Consider the following 18,943-nt stretch of genomic DNA (forward strand, 5'->3'; position numbering starts at 1 on the left):
GCGCGATGACGATTCATCCTAATCGCATCGCGCTTTAGTGCTCGGAGCCACCCGCGAGAGTGGCTCCGACATTCACCGCTAGTCGATCTCCTCGATCACGCGCCGTTCGCGGGGCTCGATGACGTAGGTCCGGGCGTCGCGATGGATGTAGCGGTATTCCCGCAGACCCGGCGCATCTCGATAGACCGTGCTCGGGAATTCCTCCACTTCGATACTGTCCGGCACGCGATCGCCGACGCGGATCTCCGTTCGCGCCGTGCTGCCGGTGGTCCGCGCCTCGCTTCGCCCTTCGGGGCGGATCTTCGCATGCTTGCGGATCACCTCACGATCGCGATCGGAGAACTTGCTGGCGCTGCGCTCGCGCGTGGTCGTCGTTGTCGCGGTGGATTGCCCCGAATACGGCAACACCGTCACGATCTTGTACGTCGCCGGATCGACCACCACGATCTGATCCTTGACCAGCGCGAAGCTGTAGCCGCGATATTGCGGCACGATCTCGACGACGTCCGGCGGCAGCGTCGAGAGATGCACGTCGCGCGGCACCACCGTGCCGACGTTCAGCGAGAAATTGACGCTGGTCAAAGGCCGAACGTTCAGGCGCGAGATCGACGTGCTGATCCTTGTCTCCTGCTGCCGGTTGAGATTGACGTCGGTCTGCGCGGCCGCCTGCGAGCCGGTTCCGGCCCGCTCGCCCTGCGCCTGATTGCTGGCAGGCGCATTCGGCGCCTGCTGGGCCTGGTTGGTTCCGGACGCCGCAGGGGCCTGCTGGGCCTGATTGCTGTTGGTCGGAGGCGGATTGGACCGATCCTGCGCCTGGTTGCTGTTGGCCGGTGGCGGGTTGGCGCTCTGCTGGGGCGCGGGCTGGTTGCCGGCCGTGTTCGAGGTCGCGGTGCCGCTCTGTGGCCGCGAGGTATCCGTGCTGTTCGCCGCATTGTTGGTCGTGCCGGGACTTGCAGCCCCAGACGACGCGGGGCTCTGCGTATTCTGTGCCGACGTTCCAGTCGCCGGTGATTGCTGCGGCTGCGATGTGGTGCGCTGCGTATCAGCGGCGCCGGATGTGCTGGACGGCGCTGTGGAATTTGTCTGGGATTGCGGTGTCTGATCGGACTTCGTGGTCGTGCTGGGCGATTGCGCAAAGGCGGCGTTCGCCAGCACCAGCCCCAAGGCCGTGGTTGCCAACAGGCGGATCATGGGTCACTCCCTTTTATCAAATGAACGTTGGCTACTAACCTGCGCTAAAACCGCCTGTTCCACTTTTTCCCGAACGAAAGGTGGACCCTTCTGCACGGAACCCGCGATGCCATCGAAGAGTGCCGGGATCATCGCCTATCGCAGGCGCCGGAAGCTCGAGGTTCTCCTCGTTCATCCCGGGGGGCCGTTCTGGCGCAACAAGGATCTCGGCGCATGGTCGATCCCCAAGGGGGAATATGCGGACGAAGAAGGTGCTGATATCGCCGCGCGGCGCGAATTCGCCGAGGAGCTTGGGCTCGAGCTGTCCGGGCCGCTGACGGCGCTTGGTCAGGTCAAGCAGCGCGGCGGCAAGCTCGTCACCGCCTTCGCTGCCGAGCTCGATCTCGACGTGCGCAGCGTTCGCAGCAACACGTTCGAGATGGAATGGCCGCCACGAAGCGGCCAACGGCAAACCTTCCCGGAGGTCGATCGTGCCGAATGGTTCACGCTCGAAGCGGCGCGGGAGAAGATCAACGCAGGCCAACGCCCGCTGCTCGACCGGCTGGCGCAGCTGGCCGGCGACGCATAGAGATGACCGCAATCATGATCAATTCAAGCAAGCGGCCTTCTCACTCCGCCTTGATGTTCGCCGCGGCCACGACCTCGGCAAGGTCCTTCGTCTCCTTCGCGATCTTGGTGGCGTAGTCGGCCGGGCTGAGCACGCTGACGACGCCTTGGGAGCCGAGCTTCTCCGCGATCGCCGGATCCTTGGCCGCCGCGACGATTTCCCGGTGCAGCGTCTCGAGGATCGGCGCCGGCGTCGATTTCGGCATGAAGAAGCCGACCCAGAACGAGATGTCGAAGCCGGGATAGCCCGCTTCCGCAACGGTCGGCACGTCAGGCAGCGACGGCAGCCGCTCGGCCGACGACACCGCGAGCGCGCGCAGCTTGCCGGCCTTGACCAGCGGCACGGCGGAGAGCGGATCGAACACCGCCAGCACCTCCTGTGCGAGAATCCCGACCTCGGCGGCCGAGCCGCCGCGATAGGGCACGTGGATCAGCTTGATGCCGGCCTTCTGGCTGAGCAGCTCCATGGCGAGATGGGCGAGGTTGCCGTTGCCGCCCGAGCCGTAGGCCAGCGCACCGGGCGCGGCCTTCGCCGCGGCAACGAGATCGGCCACGGTCTTGATATCGGCCGTCTTGGGATTCTCCGGATTGACCACCAGCACGAGCGGCGCCGACACGACGGTGGTGAGCGGCGCGAAGTCCTTTTCCGGATCGTAGCGGATGTCCTTGAACAGCGTCCTGTTGAGCGTGATGGTGGAGGAATTGCAGGCGAGCATGGTGTAGCCGTCCGCCTCGGCACGCGCGACGCCTTCGGCCGCGATCATGCCGTTGGCGCCGGCGCGGTTCTCGACCACGAAGGGCTGTCCGAGCTTACTGCCCAGGCGATCGCCGACGATGCGCGCGACGACATCGACCGGTCCGCCCGCGCTGAAGCCGACCATGACTTTGACCGGCCGCACCGGATATTTCTGCGCCATAGCGCCGGTCGACAGCACAGCAGCGCACAATCCGGCGATGGCGGCGAGCAGGCGGACGGTTCGTTGCATTGGTTCTCTCCCCAGACCTCACCAGCGCCGCTTGTGCAGGCTTGTTGGTGCGACGCATTGAAGGATCATGAATAGCGGTCGTGCCGGATTTCGCAATCGCGTTCGGGCGTCTTCATTCCGCAGCACGGCAGGTACGCACCTCCTCCAAACAAAAAATGCGAAAACAACCCCATGCACAGTAGACGGCCCCAGTCGAAACAAGGGCTTGCGAGGGGGCACCCATTTCGGATGTGACGAAATCGATTTTGACTCGTCGGGCAAAACAGGGGCATAATGGCATCATCGCGAGAACCGTGAGCAACCCGGCCTGCCCGGCTATGGTGCCGGTTTCAATCGCGCTTAAGCCCTTCATCGACATCTGAAAATCGAAAACCGCCGCACGGCAGTTGCGCGGGTCGGCCTCGCGCCAGCGAGCCTCCCCGCGCGCCTGCCGTGGGCCCAGGAGATATCGACATGACGACAGCCCTGACACGCAACGGCACCACGCCCGTCACCAAGCATGACCGCGGCAAGCCGAGCCCACGGATCAAGCTCACCCCAGAGCACATCGTGATCCAGCATCCCGACTCCGAGGCCGGCGAACGGCTGTTGGGCGAGGCGCTCGGCGCCGTCGACCGCGACGCGCTGCACGGCATCCTCAAGCAATTGATGAAAGCCAGCGTGATCCTGCAGAAGCCCGACGAGGCCAATCTCGCCTTCATGGTCTCGATGATGAAGAGCATCGCGCCCAGGGATTCGCTCGAGGCCATGCTGACGGCGCAGATGGTGTCGGTTCACGTCGCCACCATGCGCTCGGCCTGCCGCCTCGCCTTCACCGAGGACCTCGCGCAGCAGGAAGGCGTCGCGCGCACGATGACCCGGCTGGCCCGCACCTTCGCCGCCCAGATCGAGGCCCTCAACCGCCACCGCGGCAAGGGCGAACGTCCGATCACGGTGCAGAATCTGTCGGTGCAGGATGGCGGCAGGGCAATCGTGGGGAATGTCGCGCAGCATGCGCACCTGACGGTCGGCGAGCCGGGCAGCGCGACAGACGCGGGACTGGTCCCGTCTCGCGACGCCGGCGACCCCGAGCCCAACCTGGCCGAAGTGTTGCGGGGCGCCACCGCGTGAGTGCCGATCGCATCCGCAACACGCGCGCGATGGCGGCGAGCCCGCGCTGCGGCGCCAGCACGCGCGGCGGCCTCGCCTGCCGCGCGCCGGCCGTGCGCGGCAAGCTGCGCTGCCGCATGCACGGTGGCGCCCCGGGATCGGGCGCGCCATGGGGCAATCGCAACGCGTACAAGCACGGCGCCTTCACGCAGGAGCGGATCGCGGAGCGACGGGCGATCCGGGAGCTACTCGAAGAGGCGGGGAAGCTTCTAGGGGAGTTGGACTCGAGTTAACGGAAAGCAGGGCCAGAGCGGAAGCGTTCAGGCACCCGTTTTGTTTCGCAAAGAGATGTAGGACGGTGCCGCAACGTTCTTGCCGTCACCAATTCCGGGACGCGTTCGCCCTCACGAAACAATGCAATCGAGGCTTGGTCACGCCATCGGCTGGCCGCCGAAAGACTAGGGCGGCGCGTTCGTTGGATTGGCAGCAGAAATCTGCAGCCCTGCCTCCTCCAGCGCCTGGGTAATCTGCTTCGCCAGCAGCTTGGCCTCTTCGGTCCCGATCTGGGCGTCGGGATGTCCTTTGAAGAACGCGCAAATGGTCGTGGCGATGATGGTATTCACCTGGTGCAAATCATCCATTTGATACACACGAAGTCGCCAACTGCTTCACCCATATGGGTGGCGCGTCGGCCCGCATGAGAACGATCACCGCAAGCCAAAAAACGACAGAATGGCCGCGATCACGACGATGAGTCCTATGAGGTAGATCAGGCCGTTCATCTCAGTTCTCCTTTTCGACGGGATGATTGAGTCTATCCGGGGATCATGTGTCCGCCCTTGGTGCTGCACTGCTCAACGAGCTCGAGCTTTTCGAGCTGAACTTCTTTCTCTATGGCCGCCAGAGAGTTACCGATCTTATCGACGATCCTGATCAGATCGGCATCGGAGATCTTGAGGCGCTTGCGAACGGACTTGACCTGCTTCGCATTCGCAAGATCAAGCGTTGTGCGAATGACCCGTGGCGGTCTTGAGCGCAGCATGAGAAGGTCTCCTGACCAAGCTAAGAGCGACAACGTCGCTTTTGTTCCGATTATTCCCGGGCCGCGCGGCCCTGAATCACGAATGAGCGAAACGGCGAGGTCACCGTCACGCCGACCGCGTCGGAAGCTGGGTGCCCGCAAGCAGAAGTTGATCCTCCCGACTGTGCCCTCGGACTTTGCATTGCGGGACATTTGCGCGCGGAGATCGACCGCGGCAGTTTCGGATGGTCGCCTCATCCTCGCGGCGCCGTCGCCGCGCCTCGAACGGTTTCGAAATTGGCGCGCTGCAACGCGGCTCGTCGGTCCGCGATGGCATTGCTCAACAGCCCGAGCACCAGAGCAAATGCCGCGAGTTCGTCTTGCTCGATAGCGCCGTCATCGTAGCATTCGAGCGTTTCACCGATGAGGGCGTCGGCCTCGCGCTGCAAATCCAGAAGTTCCTGGTTCGATCCCGCGGTGCGCGCGCTGAAAACCATGGCCAGGATTCTCTTGCGGTGGCTGTTGGTTTCCTCTCTTTCGTCGCGATTCAAATAGCGACGCAACCAGGCGGCGGCCGAGCCGATCCCCGACAGAAGCAGCAGCCCGAACCAGAAGTAATCGCCGTACCGGTCAAGAAAGGTACGCTCATTGCCGTCGATGACAGCCGCCGCTCCTCGATGGACCGGCAGTTCGGTGTCCTTTTCGACGTCCGGCTTGGTAATATGCGCTGCACCCGGCACCTGCCTTGCAATCGCCTGGCGAACGGCAAAGAGCTGGCGGAAAAAGGCGGCGATCGTCGTTTCAGGCAGGGACTTTCTCGCGACGATGAGGTGGCTGACGCTGATTGTTTCAACCTTGTCGTCCGGCCACGCCGGATCCGCATTGAAGACGCTGGGCGGAATTTCCTCCGATTCGTACCGGGGGTGCTTGAGGGCGATCGCTTCCGATGTCTCGATGGCGAGAAACTTCGGCGCGCCGCGCACCCGGGCCGTTGCAGCCACGGCATCGGATGTGATTTTGCTGTCGAGCGGCCCCACGGCCATGAATGCATCGAGGGTCGGATCGCGCGCCAGCTCTTCGATCTGGTCCGTACTAAAGTGTGTCACGACGACCTTGTCCGACTCTACTCCGGAGGCGCTCAGGATGACGCGGAGCAATGCGGCGTTGACCGGGGTCCGGCCGATCACGCCGACGCGGCGCCCTGCGAGATCGCCGACCTCCTTGATTCTGGGCGAAGGCTTTCTTTTCGAGCTCTTGCCCGCGGCTCCAGACGGAGCCCACAGCACGACGAAGTTCTTACGTACGACGGCAACGGTCTGTGCCTCGGCGGGCATGTCCAGATCGCCCCGCCCGACAGCAAGGTCGGCCTTGCCAGCCCCAAGCAGAGCGAGAGACTCCACCGCTCCATCGGTCTTGATCGGGAGCAGCCTGACAGTCCGGCTTTCGCCGCCGAAGGCCTCGGCCATCGCCTGAATGACTTTGTGGTCGTCGCTGCCTGGGGGACCAACGGCGATCCGGAGGACGTCCGGCCGCAACGCAGAATAGAGTGCGCCCGCCGCGCCGCCAAAGACGAGGAATCCCACGGCAAGAGCCAAAAGCAAGGAATTGCTCCTCCTCCGCTCCCGACGGGCCGTCTCGCTTGTCATCTGACTTGTACTTTCGGGCCGCCGCTGACGGCAAGGGAAGGCGCGTCTACCCGGCAGGATGCCACGTTTCCCCGAATACAACGTCTGGCGGCCGTCCTGGTTCAGAAGGGCCGCCCGAGGCCGACAATACCACCTGCCCGGCACTTCGCCATGACGGTCCAGAGGCACCTGCTCAACGCCGTGCGGATTGCCGGCTGAAGCCTCAATCCGGAATGAGGGGGGGCGCGCTACTGCCATTGGCGCCCTCTTCGCCGTCATGTAAGCCCATCCAAAACCATTTCGGGGACGGGACGCCCATGGCCACCACCGACGACGCGGGCAGCGCCACCCGCGTGCTGATCTTCGCGCTCGTGGCGCTCGCTTGCGGCCACATGCTCTCGACCTTGCTGCGCACCATTCCGGCCGTCAGCCTCGACCTGATGGCGGCGGATTTCCATATCGAGCCGCAGGCCCTCGCCAGCCTCACGTCGATTTATCCTTTCGCCTTTGCGGCGGCGCAGATTCCGGTCGGGGCGGCGATGGACCGGTTTGGCGTGCGGCCGGTGTCGCTGAGCCTGCTCGCGGGGACCGTGTTCGGCGCGGTCGCGTCGGGGTTTGCGACAGGGCCGGAAAGCTTTGCCGTCGGGCAGCTGCTGCTGGGCGTTGCCACCTCGGGCATGCTGATGTGCCCGATGACGCTGGCGGCCAAGCAATTGTCGGCGGCCCGCTTCGGGCTGTGGTCGGGCGCGATCCTCTCGATCGGCAATATCGGCATGCTGCTGTCGTCGAGCCCGCTCGCTTTCGTGGTGGACGCTTACGGCTGGCGCGCCGGATTCTGGATGTCCGCGATCGGCGGAATCGCGGTGGCGCTTGCGGTGTTCGCGCTGGTCCCACACCAGCCGGCCGAGCACAAGGACGAGTCCTCGCCGCTGACGCAAATGATCGAGGTGCTCAGGCTCGGCCTCTCGCGTCCCTTGCGCGGGCTGATCGCGCTGGCGCTGGTGTCGCTGGCGACCTCGCTGGTGCTGCGCGGCCTGTGGGGCGGGCCGTGGCTGATGGACGTCAAGGGACTCTCGCGGGTCGAGGCCGGCAACCAGCTCGGCGCGTTCACGCTGGCGATGATCGCGGGTCCCCTGTGCATCGGCATGATCGACCGCAGGCTCGGCCGCCGCCGCGATCTGGTGGCGGGCTCGCATATGGCCGGGGCGGTGCTGCTCGCGCTGATGGCGCTCGGGGCACCATATTATGCGGTCTCCGTCCTGTTCGGCGTTCCCGTGATGCCGCCGCAATACGACCTCGTGCTGTTCGTGCTGATCGGGCTTGCGACCTCCGCCCAGCCGCTGCTGTTCGGCATGTCCCGCCAGCTCGTCGATGCGCAAGTGGCGGGAAAGGCGCTGGCGGCGATCAACCTCGCTTTCTTCCTCGGCGCGGCCTTGATGCAGTCGGTGACGGGCGCGGTGGCAGCGTTCGCGGGATTACCGGCCGTGCTGCTATTCATGGCTGCCATGCTGGCACTCGGCGTGCTGATCTTTTTGACTTACACCTCGTCGCATTCATAAGGTGCGGGGCCGGTTTGCCAAAGGAAGAATCATGCCCGTCGATACCAAAGCCGCCACCGATCGCCTCATGCGTTTCCTCGCCGTCGAGGGCGTGACCGGACAGGAGGCGGCGATCGGGCGTGAGCTCACAGCCGCGCTGAAGGAAGCCGACGTGCCGGCAAAGGCGATCCGGCTCGACGACGCCAACACCCGCATTCCCGTGCCGACCGAGACCGGCAATCTCATCGTCGACCTGCCCGGCCGCGGCGCGCTGCACAACCAGCCGCGCATCATGTTCATGACCCACATGGACACCGTGCCGCTCTGCGCCGGCGCCAAGCCAAAGAAATCCGGGCGCAAGATCGTCAACGAAGCCAGGACCGCGCTCGGCGGTGACAACCGCTGCGGCTGCGGCGTGCTGGTGACGCTGGCGGCCGAGCTCGAAAAGCAGAAGCTCGATCACCCGCCGATCACGCTGTTGTTCTGCGTACGCGAGGAGAGCGGGCTCTACGGCGCGCGCCACGTCAAGCTGGACGAGCTCGGCTCGCCGGTGATGGCCTTCAACTATGACGGCGGCTCCGCCTCCAACGTCGTCATCGGCGCGGTCGGCGCCGACCGCTGGACCGTCGAGATCTTCGGCCGCGCTTCGCATGCCGGCGTCGCGCCGGAGCGCGGCATCTCCTCGACCATGATCATGGCGCTGGCGCTTGCCGACGTGAAGGCTGGCGGCTGGTTCGGCAAGGTGGTGAAGGGCAAGCGGCAAGGGACCAGCAATGTCGGCCCCGTCACCGGCGGCGAGGGCCGCCCCGCGGGCGATGCCACCAACGTCGTCACCGATTACGTGCATGTGCGCGGCGAGAGCCGCAGCCATGACGGCAAATTCTTCAAGGAGATCACCAAGGCCTACAAGGCCGCGTTCGAGAAAGCGGCCAAGAAGGTGACGAATGCGCAGGGCAAGTCCGGCAAGGTCAAGTTCAAGGCCGAGACCGACTATTATCCATTCCGCATGAAGGACAGCCAGCCCGTCATCAAGCGCGCGGTCGAGGCCGTGACCGCCGTCGGCGGAACTCCGAACGTCCGCACCGCCAATGGCGGCCTCGACGCCAACTGGATGGTCCGTCACGGCATTCCGACCGTGACCTTCGGCGCCGGCCAGAACGAGGCACACACGGTCGACGAATGGATCAATCTCGACGAATATGACCGCGCCTGCGCGCTGGCGGTGCAACTCGCAACGATGCGGTGAGATAGATTTGTAGGGTGGGTTAGCCCCGCGACTGCGCGAAGCGCAGTTCGCGCGGCGTAACCCACCATTTCTGCCGCCGCGGAGATTAAAGAGGTGGGTTACGCGAGCGGACTGCGCTTCGCTCAGCCGCTCGCTAACCCACCCTACGAAATAAAAAGAAAAAGGGAGGTCGCATGCCGCTTATCGCAAACATCGAGACCGGACTCTACCGGATTCCCCTCCCCGTCACGCTGTCCGACTCCACCCATGGCGAGATCGCGGCGTTCGAGCTGATCACCTGCCGCATCCGCGATGCCGACGGCGCCGAAGGCGTCGGCTACACCTACACCGTGGGCCGTAATGGCGGCGCTGTCGCCGACATTCTCAGGCGCGAGATCCCCGCGCTGGTCGAGGGCCGCGAGGCCGACGATACCGAGGCAATCTGGCAGCAGGTCTGGTGGGCGCTGCACTATGGCGGGCGCGGCGGGCCGGTGGTGCTGGCGCTCTCCGCGCTCGACATCGCGCTGTGGGACCTGAAGGCGCGGCGCGCCAAGCTGCCGCTGTATCAATTGCTCGGCGGCTTTGATGCACGTGTGCCGTGCTATGCCGGCGGCATCGATCTCGATCTCTCCGTCGATGCACTGCTCAAGCAGACCGACGGCAATCTCGCCAAGGGATTCCGCGCCATCAAGATGAAGGTCGGCCGGCCCGACCTGAAAGCCGACGTCGCCAAGGTCTCCGCGATGCGACAGCATCTCGGCGACGGCTTTCCGCTGATGGCGGATGCCAACATGAAGTGGACGGTGGAGGAGGCGATCCGCGCCGCGCGCGCGTTCGTTCCCTATGACCTCACCTGGCTCGAGGAGCCGATCATCCCCGACGACGTCGCGGGGCACGTGCGCATCATGCAGGCCGGCGGCGTGCCGATCGCGGCGGGCGAGAATTTGCGCTCGCTGTGGGAGTTCAAGAGCTACATCGCCAGTGGCGCGGTGTCCTATCCCGAGCCCGACGTCACCAATTGCGGCGGCGTTTCCGCCTTCATGAAGATCGCGCGGCTGGCGGAAGCGTTCAACCTGCCCGTCACCAGCCACGGCGCCCACGACATCACCGTGCATCTGCTCGCGGCCTGCCCGAACCGCACCTATCTGGAGGCGCACGGATTCGGGCTCGACAAGTACATCGAGCATCCGCTGGTGCTCGAGGACGGCAAAGCGCTGGCGCCGGCCCGGCCCGGGCATGGGATCAGCTTCGACTGGGCGGGGCTGGCGAAGCTGCCGGCGTAGAGAGATGCGACAACAAGTGAGGCGCGCCCCCTCTCCCGCTTGCGGGAGAGGGTTGGGGAGAGGGTGTCTCCGCAGTGAGACTCCCAATGACGATCCAGCCCTCTCCCGGCCTCTCCCGCAAGCGGGAGAGGTGAAGTGGAGCGCACGGCACGGTTGGTGCCCCAGCCATCGCCGATCTCATTGCTGCACGCGAGCCATTCCAAGGCGCTTGATGCATGGCGCGGATAATCCGCTATTGTGCCGGCAACCTACATTTTGCGAGAGATCGTTGCCTTGACACCCGAGCTGCACCAGAAACTGACCGCGTGGCGCCGGCATCTGCATGCCCACCCGGAACTCTCGCTCCAGGAAAGCGCCACCGCCGCCTTCGTGCAGGACAGGCTCACCGAGCTCGGCATTCCCTTCGAGGCTGGTATCGGCGGCCACGGCATCGTCGCGACCCTGACGCGCGGGCATGCGCAGAGCCGCGTCGGCTTGCGTGCCGACATGGACGCGCTGCCGATCACCGAGGACACCGGCCTGCCCTATGCTTCAAAGACTCCCGGCGTGATGCATGCCTGCGGCCATGACGGCCACACCGCCTCGCTGCTCGGCGCCGCCGCGCTGCTCGCCACCGACACCAGCTGGAGCGGCACGGTTGATTTCATCTTCCAGCCGGCGGAGGAAGGCTTTGGCGGCTCGCGTGCGATGGTCGCGGCCGGGCTGTTCGACCGCTTTCCGATGCAGCGCGTGTTCGGCTTTCACAATTGGCCCGGCCTTGCCGCCGGCACCATCGCCGTGCACGACGGCGTCGTCATGGCCTCCGGCGGACGCATCACCATCACCATCGAAGGCCATGCGGGCCACGCCGGCATGCCGCATTTGACGCGCGATCCGGTGATGGCGGCCGGCCATCTGATCGTGGCACTGCAATCGATCGTGGCGCGCGGCGTCGATCCGCTCGACACCGCCGTGCTCTCGCTCTGCACCATCGAAGGCGGCACCGCGCCGAACCAGATCGCGGGACGCGTCACCATCCGCGGCACGCTGCGCTACCACCGCGAGGCGGTCAAGGACGTCATCCTCGACGGCATCGAACGCACCTGCGCCGGAATCGCGACGAGCTTCGGCGTCAAGGTCACGCCGGAGATCGTCTGGGGTGTGGGCGTGGTGGTCAACACGCCTGATGAGGCCGACCTCGCGCGCATCGCTGCGGAAAAGGTGCGGGCACCCGTGCGGCGCGACCTCGCGCCCAGCATGGCCGGCGAGGATTTTGCCCATTATCTCCAGCAGCGGCCGGGCGCCTTCGTCTGGATCGGCAACGGCGAGTTGCGCGACGGCGCCGAGCTGCACGGCCCGCGCTACGATTTCAACGACGCGATCCTACCCGTGGCGTCAAGCTGGATGGCCGAGGTGGCCAAGGCGGCGCTGGCGTCGAACTGATCCACGCGCGCCCGCCACGCCGACAGCAACATATCTCGCGCACGAACGTTTGCCTCCAGCAAGGCGCGGCTTCCCGCCGCGCCCAAGGGATGGCAGATCAATGGCGCGCGTTCTGATCGGAACTTCGGGCTGGCATTACGATTCCTGGCGCGGCCCGTTCTTTCCCAAGGACGTGACGCTGAAGCAGCAGCTCAGCTACTACGCCGGACAGTTCGACACCACGGAGCTGAACGGGGTGTTCTACCGCACGCCGACGCCCGAAGCGGTGACGGGCTGGCGCGAGCAGACCGGGCGCGACTTCGTCTTCGCCTGGAAGGCATCGAAATTCATCACGCATTGGAAGCGCCTGTCGGAGCGCTCCGTCAACAGCCTCGAGCTGCTGGAAGACCGCGTCTCGCGGCTCGGCGGCAAGGCCGGCCCGATCCTGTTCCAGCTGCCGCCGCAATTCGAGGCGAACCCCGATCGCCTTGCATCCTTCTTCAAGCTGCTGTCGCGGAAACGGCGTTACAGCTTCGAATTCCGTCATCCGAGCTGGTATCAGCCGCGCATCCTGCGCATGCTGGCCGATGAGAACATCTCGCTCTGCCTGTCCGACCATCACGATGCGCCGGCGCCGTGGAAGCGTACGGCGGATTTCGTCTATGTGCGCGGGCACGGGCCGAGCGGACGCTATCACGGGCACTATACCAGGGCCGCGCTGGCGCAATGGGCCAAGCGCATCAAGTCCTGGAAGCGGCAGGGCTGCGACGTCTATGTCTATTTCGACAATGACCAGAAGAGCGCCGCCCCCGCCGACGCGCTGGCGTTGAAGCAATTGCTGTGACGCTAGACGATGCCGCCTTGCCGAAGCGCCGCGATCTCTGCATCGTCATAGCCGAGCTCTTTGAGGACGACATCGGTGTGCTCGCCGAGCGTCGGCGGGCGGCTTGCGATTTCACCGGGCGTTTCCGACAGCCGGACCGCGGCCCGCGTCACCGGTGCCGGCTTCGGCAGGCCGGGATAGTCGACGTCCTGCATGAAGCCGGCCGCACGGATATGCGGATGATCCAGCGCCTGTTGCGGCGAGAGCACCGGGCCGGTCGGAATCATGGCCTGGCCCAGCGTATCGACGGCCTCCTGCGTGGTGCGCTCGGCGCACCAGCGCGCCATCCGCTCGCTGATGACGGCGCCGTTGTTGCCGCGGCTGATGTCGTCGGCAAAGCGCGGATCGTTCAGCCATAGCTCTTCCTCGCCCATCAGCCGCGCCCAGCGCTTGAACAGCGGATGTCCCGTGACCTGGCACAGCACCCAGCCGTCCCTGGTGCGGTAGATGTCGGCGGGAGCCGCGGTCTGGCCGAGATTGCCGGTCGGCACGCGATTGACGTTGATGACGGCCTGCTCGATCAGCGTGGCGTTGGTGAAGGACAGCGCGGTTGCAAGCAGCGCGCCCTCCACGATCTGCCCGCGCCCGGACTTGCCGCGCTCGATCAGGGCGGCGAGCGTGCCGAACGCGCAATGCAGCGCGGTGCCGAAATCGACCCAGTTCACCGCGGCGCGGTACGGCGGATCGCCTGCGCCCGTCATGTACACCGATCCCGACATCACCTGCCCGACACCGTCGAAGCCGACGCGGTCGGACCACGGCCCCGGCCCGCCGAACGCGGTCGCCGTGGTCAGGATGATGTCGGGCTTGATCGCCTTCAGGGACTCGTAGTCGAGCTTCATCGCGCGCAGGGTCTGCGGCGGCAGATTGGCGACGACGACGTCCGCTCTCGCCACCAGGCGGCGCATCACCTGCTGCCCTTCCGGCTTCATCGGGTCGAGCGTGATGCACTTCTTGTTGCGGTTGATTTGGAGAAACAGCGCGCCTTCGCCATTCTCGCCGACCGGCGCCACGAAGCGATCCTCGCTGCCGTCGCGCTTCTCGACGCGAATGACCTCGGCGCCGAATTCGGCTAGCAGCGTCGCGCAATAGGGCCCAGCGATATAGCGCCCGAAATCGAGCACACGCACGCCCTCCAAGACTCCTGCCATCGATCCCTTCCCTGTTGCTTGTTGCAGATTACAGGGAAAGGCTGCGAGGGCAAGTTGCGAAGCGGAATGCACATGCGGCTTTCATCATCGCATCGCGAACAGCTCCTGATTCCCGTCAGTGTGCGGCACGGCGACCGCCTATGCCGCCACGGCCTCGTAGATGTCCTCCTCCTGGGCCGTGTGCATGCGGACCAGCGTTTCGATCGCCTCGATCACGCGCTGAGCGTCTCGAACAAGGTAACGGTCGATCTTCTCCGACGGCAGATCCTCCGCGATCCGGGCCAGTAGCCGCGCGAGATGCAATATCTCGCGATGCGCACGGCTCATGGCAGAGAGCCCGTGGCGGTCGCGCAGCACCTCCGTGAGCTTCGGATAGACGCTGTCTTCATCCTCGCGTTCGTGCAGCACGACGCTGCCCTGGACCAGGCGGTGGGCCTCGCCGATCAAGGCAGCGACGGATTCGGGGGCCGCATCGTCCAGGGCATCGACGATCTGGCGCAAGCGGTCGAGATCCCTGAGCAGGGCCTGATGATCGTGATGCAATGTCAGCCCCTGCTCCGCGCTGAGGCGCGGACCAGTCCTGACCAGGGGCGGATTGAGCGCTCGCAGCGCGTTCAGAATGACGGCAACATCGATCACCTCCTGGACGATCGCGGCGGGTACGGGATCGAGCCAGCCAAGGCTGGCAGCGACCATTGCCGCCAACGACAATCCCATTCCGACGAAGATGCTCTGAAGGGCGATGCGCCTCGACCGCTGCGCGATGACGATCGCTTCGCCGACCCGATCCAGCCGATCCGTGAGAATCACCACGTCTGCCGCCTCGGAGCAGGCGCTTGCACCGCGTGCGCCGAGCGCGACCCCGGTGTCGGCCACGGCCAGCGCCGGGGCGTCATTGATGCCGTCGCCGACCATGATGGTCGGATGCAGCCGCTGTTCGCTACGCACAGCCTCGACCTTGTCCGAGGGAACGCGATCGGCCAGCACGGCATCGAGGTCGAGCGCGGCCCCGATGGCCTGCGCCGCGGCGGCGCGATCACCCGTGACCATCACCATGCGCACGATGCCGGCATCGCGCAGCAGCCTGATCGCTCGTGGTGTATCGGCTCGCAATTCGTCGGCCAGCAGCAACGCGCCGATGAGACGGCCGTCCACCGCGACAAAGACGATCAGCGCCGAGCGCCACGAGGCACGACGAATTGCCCGCAACTCCCATGGCGATAGCTCGGCACGCGAGAGAACCATCTCTCGCGAGCCCGCCATAACCTGGCGTCCGTCGATCTGGCCGCTAAGGCCGGAACCCATGGTCTCCTTGACATGATCCGGCGGCTTCAGCTTGAGCCCTCGGGCGAGGGCCGCAGCGACGACGGCCTTCGCAAGCACGTGATGCGAAGCCTGCTCGAGCGACGCCCCGAGCGCGAGCACCTCATCCGGATCCTCGCCCGGCGCGACTTCGACGGACAATAACCGCGCCCCGCCTACGGTCAGCGTCCCGGTCTTGTCGAATAGCACCGTGTGCGCACGGGCCAACGCCTCCAGCGCCCTCCCGCCCTTGACCAGGATGCCGCGGCGGGCCGCCTGCGCCACCCCGGCGATAAAGGCCACGGGTGCGGCCAGAATCAAGGGGCAAGGCGTCGCCGCCACCAGCACGGCAAGGCTGCGGGTCACGTCGCCGGAGACGTACCATGCCACAAAGGCGATGACGAGTGTCACCGGCAGAAAGATCAGCGCATACCGATCGGCCAACCGCACAAAAGGCGCTCTCGCCGTTTGCGCCGCAGTCACCATGCGCACGATGCCCGCGTAGGTACTCTCGCTGGCCGGCGCGGTCACGGTCAGCTGGAAGGTCTCACCCGCATTCAGAGAGCCGGAGAGAACGGCGCTTCCGCGCGTCTTCTCCACCGGAATCGGTTCGCCCGTAACCGCGGACTCGTCGATCGTGGCAGAAGCCGACGCAACGACACCGTCGACCGGCACGATCTCGCCGGCCTGCACCAGAAGCTCTTCGCCGACCGCGACGTCCTCGATCGGAACATCCTCTATCCGGTCGCAGGATTTGCGATGGACCTGCCGCGGCGCCCGATCAACCAGGGATCGCAGATCATGCTCCGCCCGTGCGATCGCGATCTCCTCCAGCACGTTGCCACCGGAGTACATCAGCGCGACGACAGCCCCTGCGAGCGGCTGCCCGAGCGCCAACGCCGCACTCATCGAGAGCAGAGCGATCGCGTCCACTCCGACGCGGCCTCTCAGCAGGTCCTGGATGATCGAGACCGCCAATCCTGCAATCACGGGCGCCGTGCCGAGCGACCAGGCGACCTCGGCCAGATCAGGCCGGCCCGCGGCTTGCGCGAGAATGCCGGCAGTCAACCCGGCGATTGCGATCGCAACCAGAGCCCAGCGCAGGACCCGATCAAACGACATGGTCTGGCGCGCCTGCCCTTCGGTTCGGCTCACTGCTGTGGCGCGACGTGGCTCTTGTTCCTGTGCATGAACGCCATCATCTCCTCAAACGTGAGCTTTCCGTCCTTGTCGCGGTCCATTGCCTTGAAAATTCGCTCGTGAGCGACCTGAAACTCCGGCAACGAGACGTTCCCGTCTCCATCGGCATCCATCAGCGCGAAGATGATGCGGAAGACGACCGGCGAGTGCACGGCATCGCCGCCTGTCGAGCCGTGCCCCTTCATTCCTTGTCCCATCATTCCGCGCCCCATCATTCCCATCATTTCTCCGCCGCGCGTCGAGCCTTGCCGCTCGGCGGACGGGTTTGCCGGAGAACTCGACTGCGGCGACGCCGGCGCCTGGTCCTGTCCTGGATGATGGCTCTGATGGTCCGCTGACGATTGAGCCAGAGCTGGCTGGCTCAGGACGGCGAACAGCAACGCTGCGGCAACGGTTCGGCCTACCATGGGGCTTCCTCCGACCTTGGTGTGGCCTGAGAGGATGGCGAACTTCGCCGAGCTCACCTTGAGCCAAGTCAAGAAGAGGCGCCCCCGTGGCTTTTCGACGCGAGCGACCCCGGCGCCGCATTCAGCCGGCGAGATCGCGCGACAGGAACCCGGCGCCGCCGGCGGCTTCGTACGAGCCTCGATGCGGCCGGCGTCCGGGACCTAACCGCCGCCCCTGCGGGCGCAACCGATCGCCTCGGTCAGCACCTTGCGGTCGCCGATGTGATTGGCGAGCAACAGGATCAGCCGGGCGTTCATGCGCAGTGCCTGCTCCTCGTCGAGGTCACGCTGACTGTTGATCAGTTCGGCGTAGAAATCGTCGGGGTCAGTGATGTTCGGTGACAGATTGAGCATCATGCCGCAAGCTCCGTCCGGTCGGCGGTGTCGTGGCCGGCGGCGCGCAGCACCGCCTGTGTGATCTTGGCCTCGTCGAGGCCGCTCCAGCGCGCGGCGACATATTGGTCGGGACGGAACAAATAGGTGGTCCCGGGCGCAGCGCCGTAGCGCTCGGCAAGAAGACCTGTGGGATCCTCGATATCGCGGCCGACGAGAATAAGCTTCGCCGTGAACGGCCCCACCGCGATCTCGGTCTTGTCGCTCACCTTGCCGAAGGCCACGACCGTGAAGCCGTCGCCGAGACAATGCAGGAACCAGGCCGGCTTGCCGTCCACCGCAATCGGCGCATCCGCCGCATTCGTGCCGGGCCGCATGCCTCCCGGCACCGCGTCCTGGTCGGGCGTGTTGAGCGCCGACGTCAGGTAAGGGGTCGGGGTCGAGAGCCGGCCGCTGTTGACCAGCGGTCGGGCAAAGCCGTGATGCCGGGCGAGCTCCAGCACCGCGTCACGGAAATAGCGGCTCGGTTTGGTCTTCGGGGTGATGAAGTCGGTGGCCCGCGTCGAGTTCAGGATGTTGTCGTCCGCGGCATAGGCACGCTCCTCGTGATAGCTGTCGAGCAGCGCTTCCGACGCTTCGCCGCGCAGCACCATCGCGAGCTTCCAGGCGAGATTGTCGATGTCCTGCACGCCGGTATTGGCGCCGCGTGCGCCGAACGGCGAGACCTGATGCGCGGCGTCGCCGGCGAACAGCACCCTACCTTGCCGGAAATTGTCGATGCGCCGGCAGGCGAACTGATAGATCGAAACCCATTCGAGCGCGAACTCGGTGTCCTCGCCGAGCATGGCGCGGATGCGCGGGATCACCCGCTCGGGCCGCTTTTCCTCATCGGGATTGGCTTCCCAGCCGAGCTGGAAGTCGATGCGCCAGATATTGTCCGCCTGCCGGTGCAGCAGCACGGACTGGCCGGGGTGGAACGGCGGGTCGAACCAGAACCAGCGCTCGGTCGGGAAATCCGCCTTCATGGCGACGTCGGCGATCAGGAAGCGGTCCTGGAAGAACTGTCCGGTGAACTCGGCGCCCACCATCTTGCGCACGTCGGAATTGGCGCCGTCACAGGCGATCACCCATTGCGCCTCCATGGTGAAGATGCCGTCGGGCGTTTCCACCGCCAAGGTCGCATGGTCGGCGGCCTGCTTGAGGCTGATGAGACGGTGCTTCCAGCGCAGCTCGATCAGCGGATTGGCCCTGCATTGGGCAACCAGCATCTCCTCCAGATGATATTGCTGCAGGTTGATCATGGCCGGCCATTGGTGGTCGGCCTCCGGCAGCAGATCGAACTGGTAGGACAGCTCGTCCCGGAAGAACACCTTCCCGACGTTCCAGCTGACGCCGCGCCCGACCATGGGCGCCGCGCAACCCAGGCGGTCCCATATTTCGAGCGGACGCTTGGCGTAGCAGACCGCGCGCGAGCCGATCGAGACGGTGTCGTTGTCGTCGAGCACCACGACCGGCTGGCCGCGTGCCGCGCAATCGAGCGCCGCGGTCAAGCCGATGGGACCTGCGCCGATCACCACGATCGGGTGCCGCTTCACGATTCCCTCGGCCTGCTCCTGGCAGCGCCGATAACCGAACTTCGGATAGATGTAGCTCGTCATGTTCG

The 18,943-nt window shown here is 65.6% G+C and carries 18 protein-coding genes; 8 read left to right on the top strand and 10 right to left on the bottom strand.

Annotation, left to right across the window (positions count from 1 at the left end; translation table 11 throughout):
- Window positions 1-78 precede the first annotated feature (78 nt).
- Complete coding sequence (locus AC066S_RS33970; RefSeq protein ID WP_135167887.1) at window positions 79-1,191, bottom strand: DUF1236 domain-containing protein; 1,113 nt, start codon at window positions 1,189-1,191, stop codon at window positions 79-81.
- A 106-nt stretch (window positions 1,192-1,297) separates the two neighbouring features.
- Between AC066S_RS33970 and AC066S_RS33975 the strand changes: the two genes are divergently transcribed.
- A complete protein-coding gene (locus AC066S_RS33975) occupies window positions 1,298-1,759 on the top strand; it encodes an NUDIX hydrolase (RefSeq protein WP_478271702.1) in 462 nt (153 codons plus the stop codon).
- A gap of 40 nt (window positions 1,760-1,799) precedes the next feature.
- Here AC066S_RS33975 and AC066S_RS33980 read toward each other — a convergent pair whose 3' ends face one another.
- Window positions 1,800-2,783 carry a Bug family tripartite tricarboxylate transporter substrate binding protein gene (locus tag AC066S_RS33980; RefSeq protein WP_478271703.1) on the bottom strand — a complete coding sequence of 328 codons (984 nt, stop codon included), beginning with the start codon at window positions 2,781-2,783 and terminating at the stop codon, window positions 1,800-1,802.
- 453 nt (window positions 2,784-3,236) lie between these two features.
- Between AC066S_RS33980 and AC066S_RS33985 the strand changes: the two genes are divergently transcribed.
- Both AC066S_RS33985 and AC066S_RS33990 read left to right on the top strand, forming a co-directional pair.
- The gene (locus AC066S_RS33985; protein WP_478271704.1) at window positions 3,237-3,893 is read left to right on the top strand and encodes a hypothetical protein; all 657 of its coding nucleotides are present in this window, start codon (window positions 3,237-3,239) and stop codon (window positions 3,891-3,893) included.
- Window positions 3,890-4,165, top strand: a complete 276-nt coding sequence (locus AC066S_RS33990; RefSeq protein WP_478271705.1) for an HGGxSTG domain-containing protein — start codon at window positions 3,890-3,892, stop codon at window positions 4,163-4,165. The genes AC066S_RS33985 and AC066S_RS33990 overlap by 4 nt, the downstream gene beginning before the upstream one ends.
- 165 nt (window positions 4,166-4,330) lie before the next feature.
- Here AC066S_RS33990 and AC066S_RS33995 read toward each other — a convergent pair whose 3' ends face one another.
- The 3 genes from AC066S_RS33995 to AC066S_RS34005 all read right to left on the bottom strand — a co-directional run bounded on the left by AC066S_RS33995 (window position 4,331) and on the right by AC066S_RS34005 (window position 6,539).
- The gene (locus tag AC066S_RS33995; RefSeq protein ID WP_126256616.1) at window positions 4,331-4,513 is read right to left on the bottom strand and encodes a hypothetical protein; all 183 of its coding nucleotides are present in this window, start codon (window positions 4,511-4,513) and stop codon (window positions 4,331-4,333) included.
- A gap of 173 nt (window positions 4,514-4,686) precedes the next feature.
- Window positions 4,687-4,914 (bottom strand): hypothetical protein, encoded by a 228-nt coding sequence (locus AC066S_RS34000; protein ID WP_478271706.1) that lies wholly within the window; start codon window positions 4,912-4,914, stop codon window positions 4,687-4,689.
- Between the two features lie 233 nt (window positions 4,915-5,147).
- Window positions 5,148-6,539 (bottom strand): TAXI family TRAP transporter solute-binding subunit, encoded by a 1,392-nt coding sequence (locus tag AC066S_RS34005; RefSeq protein WP_478271707.1) that lies wholly within the window; start codon window positions 6,537-6,539, stop codon window positions 5,148-5,150.
- A 296-nt stretch (window positions 6,540-6,835) separates the two neighbouring features.
- Between AC066S_RS34005 and AC066S_RS34010 the strand changes: the two genes are divergently transcribed.
- The 5 genes from AC066S_RS34010 (at window position 6,836) to AC066S_RS34030 (ending at window position 12,809) form a co-directional block, all read left to right on the top strand.
- Window positions 6,836-8,077, top strand: a complete 1,242-nt coding sequence (locus tag AC066S_RS34010) for an MFS transporter (RefSeq protein WP_478271708.1) — start codon at window positions 6,836-6,838, stop codon at window positions 8,075-8,077.
- Window positions 8,078-8,108: 31 nt separating this feature from the next.
- A complete protein-coding gene (locus AC066S_RS34015; RefSeq protein ID WP_478271709.1) occupies window positions 8,109-9,302 on the top strand; it encodes a M20/M25/M40 family metallo-hydrolase in 1,194 nt (397 codons plus the stop codon).
- A gap of 173 nt (window positions 9,303-9,475) precedes the next feature.
- Window positions 9,476-10,564: a mandelate racemase/muconate lactonizing enzyme family protein gene (locus AC066S_RS34020; RefSeq protein WP_126256621.1), complete on the top strand. Its 1,089-nt coding sequence runs from the start codon at window positions 9,476-9,478 to the stop codon at window positions 10,562-10,564.
- 273 nt (window positions 10,565-10,837) lie between these two features.
- The gene (locus tag AC066S_RS34025) at window positions 10,838-11,986 is read left to right on the top strand and encodes an amidohydrolase (RefSeq protein WP_126256622.1); all 1,149 of its coding nucleotides are present in this window, start codon (window positions 10,838-10,840) and stop codon (window positions 11,984-11,986) included.
- 100 nt (window positions 11,987-12,086) lie between these two features.
- The gene (locus AC066S_RS34030; RefSeq protein WP_478271710.1) at window positions 12,087-12,809 is read left to right on the top strand and encodes a DUF72 domain-containing protein; all 723 of its coding nucleotides are present in this window, start codon (window positions 12,087-12,089) and stop codon (window positions 12,807-12,809) included.
- A gap of 2 nt (window positions 12,810-12,811) precedes the next feature.
- Here the strand turns inward: AC066S_RS34030 and AC066S_RS34035 are convergent, their stop codons facing one another.
- From AC066S_RS34035 to AC066S_RS34055, 5 genes are all read right to left on the bottom strand, one after another.
- Entirely contained in the window at window positions 12,812-13,999 is a 1,188-nt protein-coding gene (locus AC066S_RS34035; protein ID WP_478271711.1) for a CaiB/BaiF CoA transferase family protein, read from the bottom strand.
- 138 nt (window positions 14,000-14,137) lie between these two features.
- Window positions 14,138-16,423 (bottom strand): heavy metal translocating P-type ATPase, encoded by a 2,286-nt coding sequence (locus tag AC066S_RS34040; protein ID WP_478271712.1) that lies wholly within the window; start codon window positions 16,421-16,423, stop codon window positions 14,138-14,140.
- A gap of 29 nt (window positions 16,424-16,452) precedes the next feature.
- Entirely contained in the window at window positions 16,453-16,908 is a 456-nt protein-coding gene (locus tag AC066S_RS34045) for an EF-hand domain-containing protein (protein WP_478271713.1), read from the bottom strand.
- A gap of 201 nt (window positions 16,909-17,109) precedes the next feature.
- Entirely contained in the window at window positions 17,110-17,304 is a 195-nt protein-coding gene (locus AC066S_RS34050) for a DUF2783 domain-containing protein (protein ID WP_135167873.1), read from the bottom strand.
- The gene (locus tag AC066S_RS34055) at window positions 17,301-18,938 is read right to left on the bottom strand and encodes an FAD-dependent oxidoreductase (protein ID WP_135167872.1); all 1,638 of its coding nucleotides are present in this window, start codon (window positions 18,936-18,938) and stop codon (window positions 17,301-17,303) included. Before AC066S_RS34055 ends, AC066S_RS34050 begins: the two co-directional genes overlap by 4 nt.
- Window positions 18,939-18,943 lie beyond the last annotated feature (5 nt).

The organism is Bradyrhizobium sp. CFUWI (assembly GCF_056429085.1).